This window comes from Pirellulales bacterium (assembly GCA_035546535.1).
GTDB lineage: Bacteria > Planctomycetota > Planctomycetia > Pirellulales > JACPPG01 > JACPPG01.
Genome location: DASZWQ010000185.1, coordinates 39,950 through 64,875 on the forward strand (window position 1 = coordinate 39,950; position 24,926 = coordinate 64,875).

The window sequence follows — 24,926 nt, forward strand, 5'->3', positions numbered from 1 at the left end:
CCTAGAAAAAATCGCCGCGATTGGCGATCCATTCGATGCCCGCGGCGCGCAAGTGGTCCACTTCGTTGATCGTGAGCAGCTTCGGTTCGTGCTTCCATATCAGCCGACTGACTGAAGCGTTGTAGAGCGTGAACGGATTGCGCCCGGCGGGAACTTCCAGCAACGATTTGAACGCCGCCGCCAATAATCCGCCGTGCGACACGACGGCCACTTCCTCGTGTCCCGCGGCGCGAATCTCGTCGAACGCCGCGCGGGCGCGCACCATCAGATCGCGACGGCTTTCGCCACCCGGCAATCGATAATCGGGATCCGAAGCGCGCCACGCGGCGGTTACTTCCGGGTGCCGGTCGGCAATCTCGTGGTGCAACAGCTCTTGCAGGATGCCGACGTTGATTTCCATGAGGCGGGCATCGGGCGTCACAGCGATTCTCAGCTCGCGGCCCACTGCTTCGGCCGTTTGCAGGGCCCGCGGCAACGGGCTGGCGTAGATCGCCGTGATCGCATGCGCGTGCATCGCTTCGGCCAGCGCTTCGGCCTGACGCAATCCTAGGGGCGACAGTGGCGTGGCCGATTGCCCCTGCAATCGCCCTTCGGCGTTGTAGCAGCTTTCGCCGTGGCGAATGCAGTAGAAGATCATTGCTTGCGGGCTCGATCAAGGTGCATGTGGCGCGCAGAGTTTCCCATCTTTAACGAGCGAAGAGCGCGCGAGCAAGCGGCGCGGGAACGGCGTCGTGACAACGGTCGATCGCTGCCACAGCGGATTGGCTAGCGCGGCTGCGTGGGGCGATGCGCCAACACGGCGTCTTCACGGCCGTCGTAGTGAGGTAGCACCTGGCTCATGCCGCAGTTTTCGATCGTGTCGACGCACGTTGGTGACAAGCCGCACAGTCGCATGACGCCACCATGAGCGTCGAGACGGTCACGCAATTCGCCAAGCTCGTCGACTTCGACCTGCGTAAGGCGCTGTACGTCGTCGCATTCCAGCACGATGCGATAGACGAAATGCTGCTCGGCCAGATTCCAAATGCTGTCGGCCAGGGTGGGCGCGCCGCCCTTTGCTTTCGGCGCGGCGTTCAATCGAATGAAGAGCCAGCCCGGCCCGCGCTCGACACCGTGAATCCAACCGTTCGCCACGTCGATCATGGCCGTGACTCCTTTATACGACCGAGGACCGAAACCCCCACAAATTGTTGGTGCAACGACAATCATATCCATGCCGCAAAACGTGGCAACTAAGTTGCTATCGAGCGCGCAGCCAACGGGCGGCAGGCCCTTGTAGCCGCTAGCAAAAATACGATACTACGGTGGCTGATAACCAGCCCTGCTTGCTAGCGGGCACCACGCCGTCCCTGTTACCAACCTACGACCCACACAAGAAGCCCCTCGGAGGAATCTACGATGTCGCGAACCGGAGCCGTAACGTTCAAAGGGAATCCGATGACGCTCGTCGGGAACGAGGTCAAGGTCGGTCAGGCTGCGCCCGAGTTCACGATGCATCGCTTCGCCGACGGTGCGTTGCAGAAGGTGACGCTAGCGGATTTGAAGGGCAAGCCGACGATCATCAGTGTCGTTCCCTCGCTCGACACGCCGGTATGCCAGAAGCAGACCAGGACGTTCAACCAGGATTTGGGCGCCCTCGGCGACAAGATCAACGCGTTGACCGTGAGCCTGGACCTGCCGTTTGCGCAGAATCGCTTTTGCGGCGCCGAGGGAATCACGAACATCAAGAGCGTGAGCGACTATCAAGACCGCACTTTCGGCCGCAATTGGGGGATGCTCATCGACGAGCTGAAGATCCTCGCCCGCGGCACCTTCGTACTCGATAAGGACGGCAAGGTCGTGTATGCCGAGACGGTCAAAGAAGTGGCTCAAGAGCCCAACTACGAGGCGGCGCTCAGCGCTCTGAAAGCGCAGCTGTAACGAGCGGCCGCCGGTACGGCGAAGCGTCGGGCGCAGGTCGCTGCCGCCTGACGAGCGGCGAACCTTGAAGGGAGCTGCGCGCCAGGGGCTAAGTGTCCAGCTCAGTCCCCATTGGTGGTATAAAGACCAGAGCGCTCACTTGCTGCGCTAGCTGGGGGGTGAACTGCCGCGCGGATGTTAATATGGGTAATTTGATTCGCGAATTGAGTGATCAGATTCCGTTCTCCGCGGCCTCAATCTCAACGCGAGCGTGATCTTTTTCCAAGCGCGCTCGCGATAGCAGGCTCGAAGCAAATTGGTGTTAGAATTTGGTGGCTTTTTCGGGTCTGGCTTGAGATAATTGTGCCGATCGAGGGTTCTGCCGCATCATAGACGTCGTAGCCTCAGCAGCCGGCGCGCGCTTTTAACTGCGCGTTCGCGACACGAACCACCCCTAGGGTAACGGCCAGGCGCGGTCCTAAGCGCCCCGTCCTGAGCACCCACCACCCAGCCTCAGCTTGTAGGAGTTTTTGCATTGTACGACGCACTGTTGGACGATTTGGAGGATGATCGCACGCCCAACACGGACGAAGCCGTGGAGCTCGCCGACAAAACCGTGGAGACCGACGACGAGGTCCCCGATGATGTCGCCTGCGAGCTCGATGTCGACGAAGATGGTGAGGCCAAAGCAGAGGATCTGCTGATAGCGGTGGGCGAAGACCACGAGTCGTGGTCCGATGACCCTGTGCGCATGTATTTGACGCAGATGGGCGAGATTCCGCTGCTCACCCGGCAGCAAGAAATCTCGCTCGCCAAAGAAATCGAAATCACCCGCGCACGCTTCCGCCGCAAGCTGCTGGAATGCGATTACGTCATTCAGTATGCGGTCAAGGTGCTGAAGCGCGTGTATCTGGGCGAATTGCCCTTTGATCGCACCGTGCAAGTCTCGGTGACCGATCGTTTGGAAAAAGACCAGATTCTCGGCCGCTTTCCCCACAATCTGAAGACGGTCGAAACGCTCCTGGCACGCAACAAGCGAGATTATGGCCTGGCCACCAGGAAGTCGTTGCGCATGAGCGAGCGTCGCGAGGCGTGGCGCCGTCTGGGGCGCCGTCGCCTGCGGGCTGTGCGCCTGGTCGAAGAGCTTGGTTTGCGCACACAGCGCATCGAGTCGAGCATCAAGACCCTGGAAGAGTTCAGCCGCCGCGCCGATGAGCTGAAGGCCCAGATCGAAGCCAGCCGCAAGGCGCGCCAGCCCGCCTCCGAACGGCAGCAGATCATCGAGGACTTCCGCTCGATCCTGCGGGCTACGCAGGAATCGCCGACCAGTCTGCGGCGCCGCGTCGCTTATCTGAAGACCGTCTACTCGCAATATCAGCGGGCCAAGCGGGGACTCTCCGAAGGCAACCTCCGCCTGGTCGTGTCGATCGCCAAGAAGTATCGCAACCGCGGCTTGAGCTTCCTGGATCTGATCCAGGAAGGGAACGCCGGCCTGATGCGGGCGGTCGACAAGTTCGAGTACCGCCGCGGCTTCAAATTCTGCACGTACGCCACGTGGTGGATTCGCCAGGCGATCACCCGCGCCGTGGCCGATCAAAGCCGCACGATTCGCATTCCCGTACACATGGTCGAGACCATGTCCAAGGTGCGCAACGTGTCGCGGCAACTGCTGCAGGAGCTGGGGCGCGAGCCGACGATCGAAGAGACCGCCAAGGCCGCCGGCACCGCCGTCGACGAAGCGCGGCGCGTGATGGCCATGAGCCGTTACCCGATCAGCCTCGATCGCCCGGTAGGCAACAGCGAAGACAGCCACTTCGGCGACCTGCTTCCCGACTCGGGCGTCGAAAGCCCGGCGATCGGCGCCGCGCAAGAGATGCTTCGCGGCCGCATCAACAAGGTCTTGAAGACGCTCAGCTATCGCGAGCGCGAGATCATCAAGCTCCGTTACGGCCTCGGCGACGGCTACAGCTATACGCTGGAAGAAGTCGGCCACATCTTCAAGGTGACGCGCGAGCGTATTCGCCAAATCGAGGCCAAGGCCGTCCGCAAGCTGCAGCAACCCAGCCGCAGCCAGGAATTGGCCGGGTTCCTCGATTAGTTCTTTGAACGGCCGCACGGCCGAAACAGATGAAAAAATTCTTCGGGCCGGACAGTGCAAGCTGTCCGGCTCTTTTCATTGCGCCGCAAGGAGCCAGGAGTTCGGTGCTGACCGAGGACGTGCCGACCGCCCTCACACGAGATTCTCACAATCTGCTGATCGTTTTCAAACAGGCACCTACTATAGTCGCCGCACATCCTTGGCGATCGTCACCCTCGATTTTGCCATTGGATATGGTGGCCGGACGTCGAGCTTTGGCTTCCCGCCTGGCACCTTGTGCGATGCACCTCGCGGTGGGGAGCCGCACCAGGCTCGGCCCTCTTGCCCCATGTCCCTTCGCGCTGCCACCAGGCCAACTTGCGATTGGCCTGGTGGCTTTTTTGTTTGGTCGCCACCATTCTCGGCGATCCCAGACTTTCCGATTCTTGTCCTGGGGCTAGCATGGCGCCATCCATCGGCACGCTTGACCCGGTCCGATAAATGCCCCATCGTGGTCGGCGGGGGATCGCGGGAAAGTCAGGGCACCGCACGATCAATCTAGGGGGAGGACGTCATGCGCGTGAAACAACATTTCGGCGCCGCGCTTGTCATGGCGCTGGTCCCGGCCACGCTCGTCTCGGCACAGCACGCCGCGGAGGAAGAACGCGAAAAGTTCGTCATCATCGAGGGGCTTGGCGATCATCACCATCAGATCACGACCGCCGCGCCGCAGTCGCAACGATTTTTCGACCAAGGGCTGCGGCTGCTCTACGCCTTCAATCACAGCGAGGCGATCCGCGCCTTCCGCGCCGTCGAGGACGTCGATCCGCACTGCGCCATGGCCCAATGGGGTATCGCTTATGCGCTGGGGCCAAACTACAACCTGCCGGCCGAACCCGAGCGCGATAAGGAGGCCTTCGCGGCTTTAGAAAAAGCGCAGCGCTACGCCCGGCACGCCACGCCGCCTGAACAGGATTACATCGCCGCGCTCGCCAAACGTTACGCCCCCGATCCCGATACGGCCGATCGCGAGGCGCTCAATCAGGCCTATGCCGACGCCATGCGCGAGCTGACGAAAAAATACCCCGACGATATGGACGCACTCACGCTTTATGCCGAGGCGCTCATGGATCTGCGCCCCTGGGAACTGTGGGCGCGCGATGGCCGTCCGCAGCCGGGCACGGAAGAGATCGTCGCCACACTCGAAAAAGTCCTGGCGAAGGAGCCCAATCATCCTGGCGCCAATCATTTTTATATTCATGCCGTCGAAGCCTCGCCCTATCCCGAGCGCGGGCTGGCCAGCGCCGATCGGTTGCCAGGTATCATGCCCGGCGCGGGGCACATGGTCCACATGCCGGCGCACATCTATCTGCGCCTTGGCCGGTATGAAGCCGCCGCCGACAACAATCGCCGCGCCGTCACGGCCGATCGGGCCTATATCGCCAAGTGCAAGCCCGAGGGCATTTACCCCATGATGTACTATCCGCACAACATCCATTTCCTGTGGTCGTCGTTGTGCGTACTCGGGCATCGTGCCGAATCGTTGGCCGCGGCCGACGAGATCGGGGCACTCATGTCCGACGATCTCGTGCGACAGATGCCGATGATCGAAGGCTTCGTCCCTACTCGGCTGTTCACGCTCGTACAGTTCGGTATGTGGGATGAGGTCTTGAACGCACCGGCGCCGTCCGCGGACTTTTTCTATGCGACGTCGATGCGTCACTACGGGCGCGGCCTGGCCTTCGTGCATCAAAAGAAGCTCGACAACGCCCAGCAAGAACTGAAGTCGCTGCGTGAAGTGCAGGCCACGATTCCCGAAGAGAGTGTGGCTGGCCGGCACCCGATGGTGAAGCTCGTGGCCATCGCTGGCGACATCCTCGAAGGCAAACTGGCCGCCGCGCGAGGAAAAACGGCCGAGGCGGTCGCTAGCCTCGAGCGCGCCGTCGCCGCTCAAGATGAACTGCAATACGACGAGCCACCGCCGTGGTTCTATCCGATCCGGCAATCCTTGGGCGCGGTCCTCTTGGCCGCCGGTCGAGCGAAAGAGGCCGAGGCCGTCTATCGGGCCGACCTTAAAGAGCATCCTGAGAACGGCCGATCGCTGTTCGGCCTCGCGGCCAGCCTGAAAGCTCAGAACTCCCCGCAGGCGAAGGACGCGCAAGACCGCTTTGAAAAAGCATGGTCCTCGGCGGACGTGCGCTTGCAATCGTCGGAGTACTGACGAGCGCGGTGCTCTACGCGGGCGACAGGGCGGTCATTCGTGCGCGCGCCGTATCCGCGGCGCAAAAATCGGCCCTTCGTCCGACCCCGAGTCGGGCAAAGGGCCTCGTCGCCGGCACACAGGTGGGACGCTTTAGCGCCGGTGGCTGAAGTTTGCCAATTTCATGTGGCGCGTCGCGCTATGGGAAGATCGGGCTACGTGTCGGTTTGATGTCGGCGTAGCCTTGTGCTTGCCAGTCGGGTGCTTGTGGTGGGCACCGCCAGCCTTTTTCGCGGCGGTGCCTGCGTTGGTTGTTGCCGCGGCTGTTCCCTTCGCCGGGGCATTGGTCACCGCCGCAGCCGTCCCGGCCGGCATCTGTCCATTACCACTCCACGTACGATGGTTGCCGGTGTGCGTCCGCCCGTACCCGGCGCGATGGAATTGCCTGTTGCGCCAGGACGTGCCGCGCGTGGCCATGGGGCGGTTGCCCATCAGGTATCGGCTCGTGATTTTTCGCATGTTGCGCTGGGGGGCCGTGGCTTTGGGCGTGGCCGTTGGCGTCTTCGTCGTCGGCGTCGTGGCGTCCTGAGCCATGGCCACCAGAGGCACAAGCGCCGACAGAATCAGTGCCGCGGCAAACCTCTTGGCAAACGAGTTTCTCATGACTTGCTCCCTCGCACTTGATTGGCCGTCGCGTGAGTTTTCCGTGGCGCTCGCTTGCGCCGCGACTGGACCCACCACCCTGTGTCGAAACAAGCGGCCGCGTGCTGCGACGGTCAATTGTGGATCGTGCCGTGCCGCTCTGTTACCTGGAAGTTCCTACGGATCGCGCGGCGATCAGGGTGTGGTTACATTTCCGTCACTGGCCCCGCCTTGCAGTTCCGTTAGCCGCGTGCCAGCACGGTTGGGGTTTTCAACCCATATCGAGAATGGCGCACTCTGTAGCCGGGGTCTGCGACCCCGGAAGCCGCGCCCGGAAATCCCGGCCTCACAGAGGCCGCCCACAGTTCGTAGGGTGCACTGTGTGCACCATGAAGCCTGGGCTTGCCGCCGACATTGCCACGGCCGGTACCCGGCCGCTTGAATTCCCTCGAAACTCGCGTAAGGTACGCTTGGCTAGTGGGCCCCGAGCCCTACGGGGGCCTCCATTACCAGGGCACATTCATCCCACAGCGATATCCACCATGATGTTCGATCGATTCTGGCGACGACTTGTACTGGGCCCGACGTTCGTCTCCGTGTTCTTGGGGATCACGATGATCAACTCCGCTACGAAAACCGGCGCCGCGGAAGCCGCCGCTGCCACGGGCAACGAACTGGCCAAGAAGTTCATTACCTATCACGAGCGCGAGGTGCGGCCGCTCGACATTGCCGTCGGAAAGGCCTGGTGGACCGCCAACACCACGGGCCGCGACGAAGATTTCGCGGCCAAGGTCGAAGCGCAGAACAAGCTCGATCACGCCCTGGCCAGCGCCGATCGCTTCGCCGAGTTGAAAGCCGCCAAGGCGGCTCAGATCACTGATCCCCTGCTGCGGCGGCAGATCGACATCCTGTATCTCATCTATCTCGAGAAGCAGGTCGATCCGGGGCTCCTTCAGCGGATCACGGCCAAGTCGAACGACATCGAAAAAGCGTTCAACGTCTTTCGTGCCAAGGTCGGCGAGCGGCAACTCGTCGACAGCGAAGTCCGCAAGGTCCTCAAGGAATCAAAAGACTCCGCCGAGCGGCAGCGCGTGTGGGAAGCCAGCAAGCAGGTGGGCCGCGCCGTCGAGGCCGATCTGCGCCAGCTCGTGCTGTTGCGCAATGAAGCAGCGAAGAAGCTGGGCTTCAAGGACTATCACGCCATGCAATTGACCTTGAACGAGCAGAGCCAGGACGAGGTGCTCAAGCTGTTCGACAAGCTCGACGACCTCACGCGCGGGCCCTTCGCCGCGGCCAAGCAAGAAATCGACGCGTCGCTGTCGTTGAACTACGGCATCGACGTCGATGAGCTGCGTCCCTGGCACTACCACGATCCGTTCTTCCAGGAAAGTCCGGCGATCTTTACCGTCAGCCTCGATTCGCCGTTCGCCAGCGCCGACATTTTGAAATTGTGCCGCACGTTCTACGCCGCCATCGGCCTTCCGATCGACGACGTGATCGAGCGCAGCGACCTGTACGAGAAGCCGGGCAAAAGCCCGCACGCCTTCTGCACCGACATCGATCGCGAGGGGGACGTCCGCGTGCTGGCCAACATCGTGCCCAACGAATACTGGATGGGCACGATGCTGCACGAACTAGGCCATTCGGTCTACAGCAGCAAGAACATCCCCGAGAGCGTCCCTTACGTGCTGCGCACCGACGCCCACATCCTGTGTACCGAAGGCGTGGCGATGATGTTCGAGCGGTTCTCGAAGAATGGCGACTGGCTTGTGAAGATGGGCGTCGGCATGCCCGACCCGGCCAAGTACACCGAGACGGGCATGAAGATGCGGCGCAATCAGCTCTTGATCTTCTCGCGTTGGTGCCAGGTGATGCTGCGTTTCGAAAAGAGCATGTACGCCGATCCGCAGCAGGACCTGAACAAGCTGTGGTGGGACCTGGTCGAGAAGTATCAATTGCTCAAGCGCCCGAGCGGCCGCAACGAGCCTGACTTCGCCAGCAAGATCCACGTCGTGTCGGCGCCGGCCTACTACCACAACTACATGATGGGGCAGTTGTTCGCCTGCCAGGTACACAGCGCCATCTGTCGCGACGTGCTGAAGACCGACAACCCAGCCCGGGCCTTCTACACCGACAACAAACAGGTGGGCGAGTTCATGCGCACCCGCGTCTTCGCCCCTGGCCGCAGCCTGCCTTGGAACGAGCTGACGAAACACGCCACCGGGGAAGAGCTGAACCCGAATGCGTTTGCGGCCGAGTTTGGAGGGAAGTAGGGGCGCGACAAGCTGTCGAACGGGCGTCGTCTGTCGGAGGTTCTATTCAGCGTCCCATCCAGGCGGCCAAGGTGGCATCGAGCCACTACGAAAATTCGCAATCTCCGCCTCCGGAAAAAGCCCCACCAGTCTATCGAACTCTTCGTCCTTAAGATTGTGGCAGTGGATGCTCCCGACCCCGGGTTCCCCAAATATCCATAGGCCCGACGGAGCCTTACGTGCGTCCATAAATCCCGGGACGTCCATCGATCGGATTTCATATCGAGCAAACGCGTCACGACGCTGACGAATCCAGCTCAATTCGTAGGCTAGCCAACAACTCAAGACTGTGATGATGGCGAGCACTGTTCGAATCGAGAACTGAAGCGAACGTCGGCGGGTGGTCGGCGTCTCGGACATGACTTCATCTTACCGGCGGGGCCGCTCTTCCTCATCATTTCCTCACATTCGGCGGGTAGGCTGCGTGATTCGAGCCGGTGCCGCGGGGCCCTGGGCGAAGTTTTTCTGACGTGATTTATCGCGGGTAACCGCGGACACGACGCGCGATGGCCGGAACGACTGCCATTCTACCGCCGCAAGGCGCTGGCAGGATTGATTTACCTGCTGCTGTCCGGCCTGCGCGCTCGGCGTGGATCGTGTCGTCAGCGTTCGACCTCTTATTCTTCGCGAACGCCTGGTGGCTGGTGGCGCTACTGCCCGGCTTCTTGAGTGCCGAGCGGACGCCGCATCTCGAGTTCTGGCAGATTTATTTTTTGACCACGCCGCACCGCTGGATCACGTTGTTCCTGGTCGCGGCCGATCCGGATCGCCGCGCCGGGCGGAACGGACTCTTTGCGTTGATCGCGATCGTTACGCTGGCCGTCGTCGTGGCGGTGCGATTCGGTACGGGCGGATTCTTGTGCCTGCTGCTCGTGGATTACGTGTGGAATTCGTGGCACTTCGCGGCGCAGCACGCCGGCATCTTGCGGATGTACGCGCGCAAGACTCCGGATGCCTGGCCGCGGCTCGAAACGTGGGGGCTGCGCTCGATAGTGTTCTACACGAGCTTGCGCCTCGCCGGCTGGTCGACCGGCTGGACCGAGGATTGGCCGGCAGCACAGAGCATCCTCGCGGTGCTTGATGTCGCGATGACTTTGCCAGTGCTGACTTTGCTCGCCGTGGAACTTGCGAGCCGGCCCTGGGCGCGGCCAGGCAAGATCGCTTACCTGTCGAGCGTGGCCGCGCTATACCTCGCACTCTTGGCGTCCGTCGCGCTTGGCGAAACGACGCTCGTCTTGTCGCTGACCACGGCGGCGGCCGCGTTTCATGCCATCGAATACCTGGCCGTAGTGACCCACTACGCCCAGCGCCGCCGCACCCAAGGCTCGGCTGGCCTGATGCGCACGATGGCCGCGTCATGGGGTCTGATCCTCGCCGGCTACATCGTCGTCCTGGGACTGGTGGCGAACTTCGCCGACGCCTTCTGGCCGGAATTCTGGATCGGCATCAACCTGTGGGCCGCCGGACTGCACTACGCGTACGACGGATTGATCTGGAAACTGCGCACGCCACAAACCGCTGCGATCTTGAACGTCGAATTGCCGGGCAGCGCGCCCGTGTTGCAACCGCCCGGCTTGACGTCGCGCAAGGAGAGCCTTGCCCCGAGGCCCGAGCCCGTCGCGGTCGAGACTGTCTAAACCAATGCAGACCATCAATCCAACAGCCCGAGGCGCGATTCCAGCCCAGATCGCCGGCTACGCGGCCGCGGCGGGCGTGTCGTGGCACGCGCTCGGCGGCGCGATCGCCGATTCGGCAGCAGCGCCTCTTTTCGGCTGGCAGCGGCTGATCGTCGTCCACGTCTTGCTGGCACTACCACTGGCCGTCTTCGTCGCGGTGATCGTACGAAATTGCGTCGCCACGGCGCGGCCGCTGACACTCGCCCTGGCCGCCGCCGCGATCGGTCTCGCCGCTACCTTCGTCATGGCCCTGATCGTGCCGTTCATCGGTAACATCGTCGAAAGCGGCAGCCCGGGCGCGTGGATCCTGGCGCCCGTGCGCACGCTCCTCTGCCTGGCCGTCGAATTGCCGTGGTGCGTCGCCATCGCGTGTTCCTTCAAGCGGCATCTCGAATTGCAGAACAGATCGGCCCCCGCAACCTCATTCCGCGAACTGGTTCTGTGGACCAGTATCGCCGTGGGCGCCGCGATCGCGTTGCCGGCCGTTTTCATCAACGATTTGATCGGCAAGCAGACGGTCCTAGCGAGCGACTTGCTCGCGCGGCAACAGCTCGTGGCGGCCGATCGCGTGATCGCGCGGCTGTGCGCCGCCGGGAGCAACCGCCCGCTGCGCGGGGCGGAGCCAACGACGGTCCGCCGAAAGCTCGCGCGCACGATCAGGGCGCTCGAGCAGCGCGTCGACCGCGCCAACCCGGCGGCGTTCGATGCCCAGCAGACGATCGAGTTGGCCCGTACGCTGGCGATGCTCGACCGCGCGGCCGCCGCGCAAGAATTGCTCGAACCACTGGCCGGCGAGCGAGCCGACGCGGCGCTACTGCTGGCGGCAACGTTGCAGGAGCAGCAGATATGGGAAGCAAGCCTCGCGCAGTTTGCTAGCGCGGCCCGCTTGCTACGCGACATGCCTGACTCGGCGCAACGAACGGCCGGCCTGGTGCAGGCGATCGATGGAATCGCCTTTTGCGAGCGCGAGCTGGGGCGCTTTCGCCAGGCACAGCAAGCGTACGAAGCGGGCCTGCAGGAATTGCCCAACGCGGCGGCGCATTTTCATTTTCAGCTTGCGCGCCACCATCAGCTCGGTGGACGCCCGACAACGGCCATGGCGCATTTGCAACAGGCCGCGACGCTCGATCCGCAGGGATATGGTTCGCAGTCCGCAGCCCTGATCCGCCAATTGGCGGCTGGCTCGCCCGGCTGCTTGCTCGGGCCGTCGGCAGTCGGCAAATAGTATCGGCAAGTAGCAAATACTTGCGAGCGGCGGTCGGTATGTCCTATCGCACTGGTGCAGAGCGCGACCTTCGAACGCGCGCCCATTACGGCGTGGCAGCAATATCGCCGTTGGCGCGCGTGGCCAGGGCGTGCCACACGCCCAGGTCGATCGAATTGTTGAAGAATCGCACCGAGCCGTCCCCCATCGAAGCATTTACACCGCTGGGGTGCATGCTGCGGGCCGAGGCCCACACATTGCCGTCCGTCTGATGATTGCTGCCGCAATACAGAGGATGACCTTTGGGAATCGTGGGCCCGCAGCCGGGGATCTGGTCGTTGGTCGTCGAGTTGGGGCCATAGAGGGCCGTGAACGTCGAACCTCCCATACCTCCCCAGGCCCAAACGCCGCGGCCATCGTCCGCATCGTCGTAGCCCACCACTTCACTGATGAAGAGCGTGGTACTGGTGCCGTCTGTGATCTGGGCGATGCGGGTTCCCTGTCCCCAGCCGGCTTTCCAGGTCCCCTTAAGAAACGCCGCATTCACGGTTTGCCTGTTGTAGTTCGGCGTGCCGGAAGGAATGATGACGCCAAAGGCCCCGGCCGTGGTGTAATCGATCTGTCCGGTCGTGGTGTACGCCGAATAGGTTCCTGCGCCGAAGTTGGCGGCGTAGTTTCCTTTATCCAGGTCCTCGAGATTCCAAACGTTGTCGATCTCTGTTTCGATGACGTCGGCGCTGGGGCAGAGCATGAAAGGAAAAATCAAATCGCCGAAATCGCGCCACAACCCGTCTCCCGTTTTGTTACGGTCGCAATCGTCGGGCGCGCTACACTCATTGGTCAGGCAGCCGATCAGTTTGTCGTTCATGGCCGCTTGTTCCATCTGCGGCATGATGTTTGACAGCCAATTGGGTCCTTGGCAATAGACGCCGGTCTGCGTCCCGCCGGTCATCCACAGACCCATCCAACCCTTGGAATTCCAGCCCGGGTTCGGCGAGCAGTGCGGCAGTCCTGGCGGAAACGACTGCATCGTATCGTGATGATTCAACAGCGCGAGTGAAATCTGCTTGAGATTGTTCACGCATTGCGCGCGGCGGGCAGCCTCGCGCGCCATCTGCACGGCAGGCAGCACGAGCGCGATCAGGATGCCGATGATCGCAATCACCACCAGCAGCTCGACAAGCGTGAAACCGCGGCCAGGCGATTGTCTTGCCGGAAATCTACCAGCCATGGCGATGCATTTTCCTCTGACGCGTTGTCGTGTGCTGTGAACCATCATCCGCTTCCCGCCGAATTCTCTGCCGACAAGATCATGCGACGGCGACCGGTCTTACCACCACTTGCCGCGCTTGGCTTACAGTCCCCAGCACGAACCACCCCAGCAATCGCGACACGATACCGGACGATTGTGAGCGCATGATTAGCGCCACCCAGAGCGAGAAAATAAAAACTCGCTTGAACAATCGACGGCTATCGGCAAGCAGCGAAACGAGTTAGCTACCTAATCGTCGCCACAGCAATCCCACGACCATACCGATTGCGCAAAGCAGGTAGGAGGCCGGCTCAGGCACCGACGCGGCGTTGGCGGATGCCGGGGCAGGAGCTCCGCCGGTCTGCAGCCAATTGGACGAGATCGAAGCCAGGTCTTGGCTGTTGACGATGCCGTCGCCATTGATGTCGCCGCCCAAGAGACCGACACCGGTTTTCAACCAAGAGGACGACACCACGGCGAGGTCCTGGCTGTTGACGATTCCGTCCAGATTGGCGTCACCGACTTTAATGTTGTTGAACCAATCGCGCAGCGGGCTGAGGTCTTGCACTTCCGTTCCCGCACCGGTCCATTGCGTCGGCCCGCCGTAGCTGCTGCTGGAACCATCGGCATAGTTGGCGATGTTCACGTTTTGATAATTCGACAGCGTGGCACCCGTGCCCGTCGCGAATGCTTCGAGCTTAATGAGCTCTTGCGAGTTGACTCCGCCGGCAGCCCAGCCCGACACAGCCTCGCCCACCGGACCTTCAACGACATTGCCCTGCGCGTCCTTGATCGTGAACTGCCAGTTGTCGTTGTTGACGGTGAACAATCCGGCGGCGTCGGTGCCGATCGCGGAGGTGACGCCACCTGAAGTGACGCTGCCGCTGAAGCTGAAATACTGGAACTGGCCGCCGCTCTGTTGACCGGCCCAGACGTTGATATTCCAGTTCGGGCCGGGCTGCATGTTGCCGGTGGCCTGAGCGTAGGGGTTCCAGGCCGTGTTGGAGGAAAAATCAAGAAGCTTCTCCACGCTGGGATCCCCGGTATAGGGCGTGCCGTGCAGCACGCCGAGCCCGTCGATCTGGCCATCTCGTTGCATGCCGCCCTGGCCTGGCAGGTCGCCATCAGGATTGCCGGTCGACGAATCGGGCGTGTTGATCAGGTACCAGGCTTGTTGCGATTCATTGATCGTGATGGCCGTTCCCATCGGGACGCTTTGCCACACCGGGTCGTTGCTGAAGGTGATGACGCCGCTGCCGAAATCCTGAGCGTCCTTGTTGTACGACCAATCAATCTGGTAGCCCTGCAGATTCAGCGTGTTCTTGCCGGGATCGGTCTTGGTAACCAGCAGCTGCATCCAATTCTGACCGTTACCTTCGACGCGGCCGAACGAGTTGTCCGTCTTGCCGGCCGACAAATACTTGCTGCCACTTACGGCATTCGCCTGATTCAGGATCAGCGCATCGGTCGTGTCTGCCGCGGCATACGAGGCGATCGATGCGAACAGAGCCATGAACACGGTGAGTGCGACAACCTTCTTTTGCATTTCCGACCTTTCTCAAGAATTCCGTCAATCTGATAGCCGGCGTCTAGCCGGGAACGTAGTGCGACGCGATTTGATCCGGCGAAAGGGCCTTTACGCCTAATGCTCGCCCCCACGGCGGTGGCCCAAGAAAAATGGCGGTCGCACTCTACCGGCGCTGCGCTAGGATCGCGCTAGCAGATTGTTAGAAGAGCGTTAGTTTAAGGCGCGCCGCATTGAGCGAGAATGCAAACGAGGGGTGCGTCGATCGGCAATGCAGATTTCATCTGTTTTTCATCCGACGCTCATCTGTCTCAAACATTGTCCCGCTATCTTCCCGCCACGTTGAGCGTGCTTGCAGCGGTGTCATGAAACCTCGCCGCTCGCGCAAGATCCGGCAGCAGTTGCCGCGAATCGCGCACGCTTGATCTTTTTGGGCCATGGTGACGCTAGCCAACGAATCTCCAATTCGTCTGAGCCTTCTTTCGCGTCGCTAAGTTTGCGCACCCGGGCGTAATGCCCGGCCCTCGTTCGCGCCCTTCTTAGCCCCTTTTGTTGTTTTCGTCGCGAGACCCGACGCGTACGCGTCCATGGTCCGCACATTTGCCGCTTTTGAAATTTCTTACTTTGAGGAGTTGAGCCAATGCGTGTTCGTATCTCGAAAATTGCAGGGATTGTAGCTCTCGGTCTTCTTCCTTCGGTTGCTCAAGCCGCTCCCTTCACGGCGGGCGACCTGGTCGTCGAGCAAATCGGCGACGGCACGACCAGCCTGACCAGCGCCGCGGCGCCGGTCTTTGTCAACGAATACACGCCGACGGGCACGCTCGTTCAGTCGATTCCCATGCCGACTGCCGTCAACGGCTCGAATCTGCGCTTGACCGACAGCGGCAGCGCGACCTCGGACGGCTATTTGAATCTCTCGGCGGACGGAAAATATCTGACCCTGACCGGCTATAACGCCGCCGTCGGCACGGCCAGCGTCGCCAGCACCAGCACCACGGGCGGATCGGCCACGGTCCGCGTCGTCGGCGTCATCAACTCGAATGCAAACGTCGACACCACAACCTCGTTGACCTCCTACAGCGGCAACAACATCCGCAGCGCGGTCACGAGCAACGGCACGGATATCTGGACCTCGGGCGCTGGCACCCCCGGCGGCATCATCGCCACCACGCTCGGCGCGAGCGGCGCCGGCACGGCCTTGAGCACCACGGTCACCAACACGCGCGTCGTGGGGATCTTTGGCGGTCAACTGTATGCCACCAGTGGTTCGGGCTCCAACAAGGGCGTGAATACCGTCGGCACGGGGCTCCCCACCAGCAGTGGCACGCCCTTCGCGCTCGGTCCCGCGTCGGCTAGCCCCTACGGAATGTTCTTGACGCAGCTGAATCCCGCGAGCCCGGGTTTCGACACCGCTTACGTTGCTGACGATGGTGTGGGCATCGAGAAGTTCTCGCTCGTCTCCGGTAGCTGGGTTGCCAGTGGTGTCATCGGCACTGCGAGCGATGCCTACCGCGGTCTGACCGGCAGCGTCACCGCCAACGGCGTGCAACTCTACGCCACCCGCCAGGGCGGAAGCAGCCAAGGTGTCGTCAGCTTGCTCGACACCTCGGGTTACAACTCCACGATCACGGGTTCACCGAACTTGATCGTCGCCCTCAGCACCAACGAGGCCTTCCGCGGCATTGCTTATGCCCCCACGCCCGAGCCGGGCACCTTCGTGCTCGGCGGCATGGGCCTGGGCCTGCTGCTCGTGGCTCGCCGCCTCCGCGGTAAGTTGGCCAGCCGCTAAGCGCGCGACGGCGAATCTTGATGAGCGTGCACTCGATCCCCCTGCAAGGAGCGCTTGCAGGGGGATCTTTTTTTCGGCTAAATCGTCATGCTAGTGCGAATGTGCTCGCCGACAATTGAAGACCCACTAGGGCCTCGGGTAGAATGGCCCCCGGCCGAAGGAAATTCGGCGCACTCGCTGCTTGCATTGCGCGAAACGAACACGATCCTCACGGAATCCTAACAATCCCATGCTACGCATGATGCCCGGGATCACCGGCCACCAACCGACGAGTGTCGCAATGTCACGAGAGCGAGTCCTTGTTGTCGACGACGAGCAGGACCTTCTCGAATTGGTCAGCTACAACCTGAACAAGGAAGGCTATCGCGTCGTGGGCGTCGCGTCCGGCGAAGAAGCTTTGACTGCCGCGCGCCGCGACGTGCCCGACCTGATCTTGCTCGACCTGCTGCTACCGACGGTCGATGGCCTGGAAGTTTGCCGCCGCCTGAAGGCCGATCCGCGCACGCAGCACATCCCCGTGTTGATGCTCACCGCCAAAAGCGAAGAAGCAGACGTGGTGACCGGCCTGGAGCTGGGCGCCGAGGATTACGTCACCAAGCCCTTCAGTCCGCGGGTGCTCGTGGCGCGGGTGAAGGCTGTTCTGCGTCGCCGCTCCAAGGAATCGGCCGATGACGAGGGGGCGGTGACCGTGCACGACCTCGTAATTCATCCCGGCTGGCACGAAGTGCTGCTAGCTGGCAAACCGGTCGACCTGACCTTCACCGAGTTTCGGTTGCTGCACTTTCTGGCCCGCAAGCCCGGCTGGGCTTTCACCCGCGGGCAGATCGTCGATGCCGTCAAGGGCGAAGACTATCCGGTCACCGAGCGATCGGTCGACGTGCAGGTCGCCGGCCTGCGAAAGAAATTGGGCGATCACGGCGACTACATCGAAACGGTCCGTGGCATCGGCTATCGCTTCAAGGGGTAGTGGATGGCCCGCAAGCGTTTGCTGTGGCAGCTCTATCCGTCCTACGTTCTGGTTGCCGGCATCTCGCTGGTTTGCGTTGGCTGGTATGCCGCGCACCTGTTGGAGCAGGAACACGTTGCCGGGCTGGAAAGAGAATTGCGTCTCGCCGCGCAAGTGCTTGACGAGCACGTCGGCCGGACACTCGCCCCAGAAGATACGGATCGGCTGCAAACGCTTGCAGACGGGATCACTGCGGGCACCGATATCAACCTCGTCGTGCAGGATGCCGGGGGCAAGGCCATCGTTCAATCGGGGCGGCATGCCACCGATCTCCCTACCGGAACGCGCCGCGGAGAAAACGACGTCGTCTTGCGCGCAAAGATTCTTCGCGCTGAAGAAGAACTGGGGACGATGATCGGTTGGGTGCCCGCCGTGGCGGTTCAAACGGCCACCCGGCGCCTGCAATTCACGCTGCTTGGCGCGGGCATTGTTCTGGCTTCATTGGCGGCCTTGTTCTGCCTGTTGGTCGCCCGGCAAGTAAGCCGCCCGTTCGAGGAAATCCGGGACGTCGCCGCGCGATTCGCCCGTGGCGATCTGGCGTATAAGCTTTCCGCCAGTGGATCGGAAGAGATGACCGGGCTGGCCGGCGCCCTGAACCAGATGGCCTCGCAGTTGCAGGAACGATTGCAAACCATCGTTCGCCAGACCACCGAGCAGCAAGTCGTGCTCTCGAGCATGGTCGAAGGGGTGCTGGCCATCGATGCCGGGCAACGCGTGATCACGATCAACCAGGCCGCGGCCGAGCTGGTCGGCAATACGCTGACCCACCCGCTGGGTCGAAACCTGCACGAAGTGGTGCGCAATCCCGACCTGCGTCGTTTTGCCGACCGGGTGCTGGCCAGCAATCAGTCGATCGAGGACGACGTCGTGCTGCACGGCGATCCCGATCGCGTGCTCCAAATCCGCGGCACGGCATTGCGCGATCAACAGAATCGCGACGGTATCGGCGCCGTAATCGTCATGAGCGACGTGACACACTTCCGCCGCCTGGAAACGATCCGCCGCGATTTCGTGGCCAATGTATCCCACGAATTGAAAACGCCCATCACTTCGATCAAGGGCTTTGTCGAGACGTTGCTCGACGGCGCTTTGGCAAACCCCGAAGACGCCGAGCGTTTTTTGCGCATCGTGGCGACGCAGGCCGATCGCTTGAACGCGATCATTGAAGACCTGCTCGCGCTATCCAAGATCGAACAGAGCGAGCGCGCCGTGGACCTGGTCGTCGAAGAGGTCGCGATCCGCGACGTGCTCGAGGCCGTGCTCTACGACTGCCAGACGAAGGCGGCCCAGCGCGAAATTCAAGTTCGCGTCGACTGCGAAGATTCGCTGATGGCACGCATCAATGCCCCGTTGTTGGAACAAGCCGTCACCAACCTGCTGGACAATGCGCTCAAATACAGCGAGCCGGGCTCAGAGGTTCTGATCACCGCCGTTGAGAACGACAGCGAAGTCACGATCGCCGTCAGCGACCACGGTTGTGGCATCGACGACGAGCATCTGCCCCGCCTGTTCGAACGCTTCTACCGCGTCGATAAAGCGCGCAGCCGCAAATTGGGGGGCACGGGGCTGGGGCTGGCCATCGTCAAACACATCGTGCAAGCCCACCAGGGACGCGTCACGGTCGACAGTACTCCGGGGGTGGGGAGTGTCTTCCGCATCCACTTGCCGCTCTCAGCGGCCCCCCGCGAAACAACGGGTGCCATCGCGTGATGCGGCAGCCGCCGGGCCTTCGACGGATACCGCGAACTATGGGGTGATTTGCGTGATTCGCTAACCAAATCCTAACAATCGCCCCCTACAATGCGTCGCGCCCGCCCTGGAACCCTTCGCCGCGCCGGCCCCTTGCGGCCCGAGACCGTTTCTATGTTGCCCAAGTGTCATTCCGCGCTCCTGCTATCGGCGCTAGCCTGCTGGGCTCCCGTCCTTGCGCTGGTCGTGGTCATTCGTCCCGCTGCGGTCCGCGCGGACGACTCGTCCCCGCAGCGTAAGGCGGTGGACCAGGCCGCAACGAAAGCGCCGTCGGCCGCGGCCGAGCCCGCGCTTGCCGACTACAAAGTGACGTCAGGCGTTTCGGGATCGATCAAGAGCGTCGGCTCCGACACGATGAACAACCTCATGACGCTGTGGACCGAAGGGTTCAAGCGCCATTATCCCGACGTGCGGGCCGAGGTCGAAGGCAAAGGATCGTCGACCGCGCCCCCAGCACTGATCGCGGGTACGGCGACGTTCGGGCCCATGAGCCGTGACATGAAGGCCAGCGAGATTGACGCCTTCGACGCCAAGTACGGTTACAAACCGGTGCTGCTGCCGGCCGCCATCGACATGCTGGCCGTATATGTCCATCGTGACAACCCGATTCAGCAATTGTCGCTGGGCCAGCTTGATGCGATCTATTCGCAGCACCGCAAGAGCGGCTTTCGACGCAGCGTCCGCACCTGGGGCGATCTGGGCCTGACCGACGCATGGAAGAACCGCACGATCAGCGCCTACGGGCGGAATGCGGCATCGGGCACATACGCCTACTTCAAGGAAAATGCACTCTTCGGCGGCGACTATCGCGAATCGGTCATCGAGCTGCCGGGCAGCTCCTCGGTCGTGCAGTCCGTTGCCGGCGACCTTTACGCGATCGGTTATAGCGGCATTGGCTTTGCAACCGCGGGCGTGCGAGCCGTTCCCTTGGCGATTGACACATCTTCCAAGGCTGTGCCGCCCGAGCCGCAGTTTGCGCTGACAGGCGATTATCCGCTGGCACGATTTCTGTGGATTGCCGTGAATTACAAGCCCGGCTCAACGCTGGATCCCTTGCGAGGAGAGTTCATCAAGTACGTATTCAGCGCCGCGGGGCAAAGCGACGTTGTCAGGGACGGCTATTATCCGGTGAGCGCTTCGGTGGCCGCCAGGGCGCTTGCGAGCGTTGGGATTCGCATGCCCGACAGTGGCGCCGATCGGTGACAACCGTCCATGTGGTAGCGCGATGAGTCATGCCAAAACATTCACCGGTCGGCCGCGGCATCGGCAGACGCGACGTAGCGTGAGGATCGTCGATCGCGTCGCGCGCACGCTGATCGCGCTGGGCGGTATCGGCACGGTGATCGCAGTTTCCACGGTCTGTATCTTCCTGGTATGCGTCGCGGTGCCGCTGTTTCTGCCGGCCAGCTATTCGCCCGTCAAACGGGGGCCGCTGTCGCCTGCCATTGCCGATTGTCTGCATTTCGAAATTGACGAGTACCGGGTCCTCGGCTGGGCAATGTCAGCCGAGGCAACGCTGCGAGCGTTCCGGTTGGACACGGGGGACGTCATCCACGAGCAGGAGTTGTTCCCTGATCAAAAGCCCACCGCCTGGTCGTTCAGCGTCGGCGGTCGCGAGGCGTCGTGCGGCTTCGCGGACGGATCGGTGCGCACCATCCGATTGGGCTTTACCACCACATTTCCCGACGAGAATGAGATACCTGAAGACATCCGGAGCAAGCTCGCCGATGCTTCTTCGGCGGTCTACAAGGAGGGGCTACTCTCGCGCACCCGGCAAGGTGCGTTGCGATTACAAACGGTACGTGCCGTGCCGTCCGAACCGATTGTGCCGGCCGGCTCGGCGGCGGTTGCTTGCGTCGATTCCTCCTCACGCCCCACCGGCCGCGTTTGCTGCGTGCTGGACGATAAGGGAAATCTGATGTTGCACGCCGTGCGCCGGCGACCCGCACTGGCGCGCGAGGCGGTGGAATCTCATGCCGTCGACGTCGCCATGCCATACGCGCCATCGGCCGAACGCGGGCCGCCCCGGTGCTTGCTGGTTTCGGGTCAGGCTGACAACGCGTACTTGATCTGGAACGACGGTCATCTTTTGCGGTACGACATTCGCGATCTCGAGCAACCGCGGCTCGCCGAGCAGGTGGATCTCGTGCCCGAATCGAACCAGTCGGTCACGGCGCTGACCTTTCTGCCCGGCAAGACGACGCTCGTCGCGGGTGATTCCCTGGGGCGCGTTCGCGCCTGGTTTCCTACGAAGCCCACCGAGGCACGCACCGCTGACGGGGCTGTTCTGGCGCTGGCACACGAGTTGTCAGGACCGCAAAGCGCCGTGTCGTCGCTGACCTCGTCGCTACGGGCACGGTTGGTCGCGGCGGCTTATGACGACGGCAGCATGCACGTATTTCAAGTGACCAGCGCTCGCGCGCTTGTCGATATTCCGGCAGCAGGCAATGCGGCCGGCGATGAGGCCGCGGCCCGGCTGGCGGCGTTCACGCCCAAGGGGGATGCCTTGGTCGCGATTGCTGGCAGCATGGCGCAGCAATGGACGCTCGCGACAGGCTATCCCGAAGTTTCGCCAGCGACCCTCTTTCGTGCCGTGTGGTACGAAGGTTACGAAGGCCCACAACACGTCTGGCAATCTTCAGGCGGGGGCGACGATTTCGAACCGAAGCTGGGCATGATTCCGTTGGTGTTCGGCACGTTGAAAGCCACGATCTATTCGCTGTTGTTCGCCGTGCCTCTGGCCTTGCTTTCTGCGGTGTACAGCAGCGAGTTTCTGCAGCCGCGCATCAAGGCTCGCATCAAGCCGGCGATCGAAATGATGGCCAGCCTGCCGAGCGTCGTGCTGGGATTCGTGGCGGCGCTGGTGGTCGCGCCGTACGTCGAAAAAATGATTCCCGCCGTGCTGGCCAGCGTGGCTGTCGTGCCGCTGACGTACCTGGTGGCCGCGTACTTGTGGCAGATGCTGCCGGCGCGCGCCGGTTTGTTGTTGGCTCGATGGCGTTTCGCCTTCATTTGCGCAACTCTGCCGGTGGGGATACTCGCCTCGGCGCTCGTGGGGCCGCTTATCGAGCGCACCCTGTTTGCCGGTGACCTGCGCTCGTGGGTCGACGGCCAGATCGGCAGCGGGCTGGGGGGCTGGATCGTTTTGTTCCTGCCCTTGTCGGCACTCGCGACCGCCCTCTTCATCGGCCGCCAGGTGAATCCCTGGCTGCGCAGCACGCTCCGCGGAATGGGGCGCGAACGACGGGCCTGGCTCGAACTCGTCAAGTTTCTGATCGCGGTCGTGGTCACCGTGGCCGGCGCCGCGACCGTGGGGTTACTGCTCGATTCACTGCATCTCGATCCGCGCGGATTAGTCCTCGACACGTACGTACAGCGCAACGCCCTGGTCGTCGGCTTCGTGATGGGCTTCGCCATCATCCCGCTGATCTATACGATTGCCGACGACGCGTTGTCGACCGTGCCGGCCCATCTGCGATCGGCCTCGCTGGGCGCCGGCGCCACTCCCTGGCAAACCGCCATTCGCGTCATTATTCCCACCGCCATGAGCGGACTGTTTTCCGCCGTCATGATCGGGCTGGGGCGCGCCGTCGGCGAAACGATGATCGTGCTCATGGCCGCCGGCAACACGCCGATCATGGACTGGAACATCTTCAACGGATTTCAAACCTTGTCGGCCAGCATCGCCACCGAGTTGCCCGAGGCCGTGCAGGGAAGCGCCCACTACCGCACGTTGTTCGTGGCGGCACTCGCGCTGTTCGTGATTACCTTCATCGTGAACACGCTGGCCGAAGCCGTGCGGCTCCGTTTCCGACGGAGGGCATATGAGCTCTAGCCTGGCCCCGCCGTCCCCCGCGCGCCCCGAGGCGCCGTTCACTTCGTCCGCGCGGCGCGGGCGATCGGGCAGCACCGTCCTTGCCAATGGCGAGCCGATGATCTGGCTCACCGGCGGCGCCCTGGCCGTGGCGCTGGCCATGATCGTCGGCCTGTTGGCACTGGTCCTGTGTCGCGGGTTGGCAACCTTCTGGCCGCAGCCGCTCGTCGAGCTGCGCACTTTCGATGGCGAGACGATCCTGGGCGAACTTTCGCAGCGCGAAACGTATCGCCCCAGCGAACAGCGGCTCGCCGAACTGCCTGCCGAACACGCCACCAGGATCCGCGCCGCCTGTAGCGAGTCCGATGGCCTGGTATCGCGATCGCTCGTGCGCACCGGCAACTATGACCTGACCGGCAAGCATTATCGCTGGATCGACGATCCGCTCGTTGCCGAAGAGACTTCGCCCGAATGGGCCGTCGTCCTGGAGCGGTTCGCCTGGGGCCGATTCTACGGCACGCCGCAAGCGCTACTGATCGATGGCAAGGAAATCGCGACGTCGCCGCAGGAGGTATGGGACCGGATGGCCGAGTTTCATCCGGCGGTGCGCGAGCGGCTGCATGCCCGAGCTCGGCTGGCCAAGCACGAACTGGGCGCGCTGAATCGCCGCAAGAACTCGGCGCGTCTCAAAGTTCTCGCCGCGAGCCTGACACACGGCAAGGATTCGCCCGAGTATCACGCCGCGCGGGAAGCGCAGTCCGAGCTGGCCGAGTGGGAAGCGGCCGAAAACGCGCGCCTCACGCAGGAAATCGCGGCGCTGGATGAGGAAAACGCCCGCTACGCAATGCGCCTCACGACGGCCAATGGCCAGGACAAAGTGGTGCCCCTGGATCAGATTGTGCGGGCGTATGCGCCGAACCGTTTGAGCTGGACCGGCAAGTTGGGAGTCTACGTTTCGCGCTGGTGGGAATTCTTGAGCGACGACCCGCGCGAAGCCAATAGCGAAGGGGGTGTATTCCCAGCGATCTGGGGGACCGTGGCGATGACGTTGATCATGTCGATCGCGGTCGTCCCGTTCGGCGTCCTAGCCGCGCTGTACTTGCGTGAATACGCGCGTAGCGGCGTGCTGGTCAGCGTATTGCGCATTGCGATCAATAATCTGGCGGGCGTGCCCAGCATCGTCTTTGGCGTGTTCGGACTGGGATTCTTTTGCTACCTGTTGGGGGGGCAGATCGATCAGCTCTTCTTTTCCACATCTCTGGCCGAGAATACCCCCACGTTCGGCACCGGCGGATTGATGTGGGCCTCGTTGACGTTGGCGCTATTGACGCTGCCGGTCGTGATCGTGACGACCGAAGAGGCGCTGGCTGCCGTGCCCGGCTCGATGCGCGAAGGCTCCTACGCGTGCGGGGCCAGCAAGTGGCAAACGATCTGGCGGATCGTCTTGCCGCGCGCCTTGCCCGGCGTGATGACCGGCATGATACTGGCGATTGCTCGCGGCGCCGGCGAAGTAGCTCCCTTGATGCTCGTGGGAGCGATGAAGTCGGCCCCCGAGCTGCCGATCGACGGCGTTTTTCCCTTCGTTCATCCGCAGCGCAGTTTCATGCACCTCGGTTTTCACCTGTACGATCTAGGCTTTCACAGTCAGAACAGCGAGGCCGCTCGGCCGATGGTCTTTACCACGGCCTTGCTCTTGATTGCCATTATCGCCGCCCTGAACATTACCGCCGTTCGCCTGCGGAATCGCTTGCGGCGGCGGTTCGGAGAGAGTCAGGCCTAGC

At 62.5% G+C, this 24,926-nt stretch carries 17 protein-coding genes; 12 read left to right on the forward strand and 5 right to left on the reverse strand.

What is annotated here, in order from left to right; all coding sequences use genetic code 11:
* Window position 1: 1 nt before the first annotated feature.
* Window positions 2–637, reverse strand: coding sequence for a histidine phosphatase family protein (locus tag VHD36_21615; GenBank protein ID HVU89944.1), 636 nt, complete (start codon window positions 635–637; stop codon window positions 2–4).
* Window positions 638–765: 128 nt separating this feature from the next.
* The gene (locus tag VHD36_21620) at window positions 766–1,143 is read right to left on the reverse strand and encodes an STAS domain-containing protein (protein HVU89945.1); all 378 of its coding nucleotides are present in this window, start codon (window positions 1,141–1,143) and stop codon (window positions 766–768) included.
* Between the two features lie 255 nt (window positions 1,144–1,398).
* On the opposite strand from VHD36_21620, the gene tpx reads away from it, so the two are divergent.
* The 3 genes from tpx (at window position 1,399) to VHD36_21635 (ending at window position 6,197) form a co-directional block, all read left to right on the forward strand.
* Complete coding sequence (gene tpx / locus VHD36_21625; protein ID HVU89946.1) at window positions 1,399–1,920, forward strand: thiol peroxidase; 522 nt, start codon at window positions 1,399–1,401, stop codon at window positions 1,918–1,920.
* A 514-nt stretch (window positions 1,921–2,434) separates the two neighbouring features.
* Window positions 2,435–3,997, forward strand: coding sequence for a sigma-70 family RNA polymerase sigma factor (locus tag VHD36_21630; GenBank protein ID HVU89947.1), 1,563 nt, complete (start codon window positions 2,435–2,437; stop codon window positions 3,995–3,997).
* Between the two features lie 553 nt (window positions 3,998–4,550).
* Entirely contained in the window at window positions 4,551–6,197 is a 1,647-nt protein-coding gene (locus VHD36_21635) for a hypothetical protein (GenBank protein HVU89948.1), read from the forward strand.
* 132 nt (window positions 6,198–6,329) lie between these two features.
* On the opposite strand, the gene VHD36_21640 is transcribed toward VHD36_21635, so the two are convergent.
* Window positions 6,330–6,839 (reverse strand): hypothetical protein, encoded by a 510-nt coding sequence (locus tag VHD36_21640; GenBank protein HVU89949.1) that lies wholly within the window; start codon window positions 6,837–6,839, stop codon window positions 6,330–6,332.
* Between the two features lie 521 nt (window positions 6,840–7,360).
* Here VHD36_21640 and VHD36_21645 point away from each other — a divergent pair.
* The 3 genes from VHD36_21645 (at window position 7,361) to VHD36_21655 (ending at window position 12,031) form a co-directional block, all read left to right on the forward strand.
* Window positions 7,361–9,091: a M2 family metallopeptidase gene (locus VHD36_21645; GenBank protein ID HVU89950.1), complete on the forward strand. Its 1,731-nt coding sequence runs from the start codon at window positions 7,361–7,363 to the stop codon at window positions 9,089–9,091.
* Window positions 9,092–9,726: 635 nt separating this feature from the next.
* Window positions 9,727–10,767, forward strand: coding sequence for a hypothetical protein (locus VHD36_21650; protein ID HVU89951.1), 1,041 nt, complete (start codon window positions 9,727–9,729; stop codon window positions 10,765–10,767).
* A gap of 4 nt (window positions 10,768–10,771) precedes the next feature.
* A complete protein-coding gene (locus tag VHD36_21655) occupies window positions 10,772–12,031 on the forward strand; it encodes a hypothetical protein (protein HVU89952.1) in 1,260 nt (419 codons plus the stop codon).
* Window positions 12,032–12,116: 85 nt separating this feature from the next.
* On the opposite strand, the gene VHD36_21660 is transcribed toward VHD36_21655, so the two are convergent.
* On the reverse strand, window positions 12,117–13,241 hold the full coding sequence (locus VHD36_21660; GenBank protein ID HVU89953.1) for a DUF1559 domain-containing protein: 1,125 nt from the start codon (window positions 13,239–13,241) through the stop codon (window positions 12,117–12,119).
* Window positions 13,242–13,503: 262 nt separating this feature from the next.
* Window positions 13,504–14,808: a dockerin type I domain-containing protein gene (locus VHD36_21665; protein ID HVU89954.1), complete on the reverse strand. Its 1,305-nt coding sequence runs from the start codon at window positions 14,806–14,808 to the stop codon at window positions 13,504–13,506.
* A 619-nt stretch (window positions 14,809–15,427) separates the two neighbouring features.
* Here VHD36_21665 and VHD36_21670 point away from each other — a divergent pair.
* The 6 genes from VHD36_21670 (at window position 15,428) to pstA (ending at window position 24,925) form a co-directional block, all read left to right on the forward strand.
* Window positions 15,428–16,576, forward strand: coding sequence for a PEP-CTERM sorting domain-containing protein (locus VHD36_21670; protein HVU89955.1), 1,149 nt, complete (start codon window positions 15,428–15,430; stop codon window positions 16,574–16,576).
* A gap of 280 nt (window positions 16,577–16,856) precedes the next feature.
* Window positions 16,857–17,543, forward strand: coding sequence for a response regulator (locus VHD36_21675; protein HVU89956.1), 687 nt, complete (start codon window positions 16,857–16,859; stop codon window positions 17,541–17,543).
* A gap of 3 nt (window positions 17,544–17,546) precedes the next feature.
* The gene (locus VHD36_21680; protein ID HVU89957.1) at window positions 17,547–19,292 is read left to right on the forward strand and encodes an ATP-binding protein; all 1,746 of its coding nucleotides are present in this window, start codon (window positions 17,547–17,549) and stop codon (window positions 19,290–19,292) included.
* Between the two features lie 153 nt (window positions 19,293–19,445).
* Window positions 19,446–20,534, forward strand: a complete 1,089-nt coding sequence (locus tag VHD36_21685; GenBank protein ID HVU89958.1) for a PstS family phosphate ABC transporter substrate-binding protein — start codon at window positions 19,446–19,448, stop codon at window positions 20,532–20,534.
* A gap of 22 nt (window positions 20,535–20,556) precedes the next feature.
* Window positions 20,557–23,166 (forward strand): ABC transporter permease subunit, encoded by a 2,610-nt coding sequence (locus VHD36_21690; GenBank protein ID HVU89959.1) that lies wholly within the window; start codon window positions 20,557–20,559, stop codon window positions 23,164–23,166.
* Window positions 23,156–24,925, forward strand: coding sequence for a phosphate ABC transporter permease PstA (gene pstA / locus VHD36_21695; protein ID HVU89960.1), 1,770 nt, complete (start codon window positions 23,156–23,158; stop codon window positions 24,923–24,925). The genes VHD36_21690 and pstA overlap by 11 nt, the downstream gene beginning before the upstream one ends.
* The last annotated feature ends 1 nt before the right edge of the window (window position 24,926 follow it).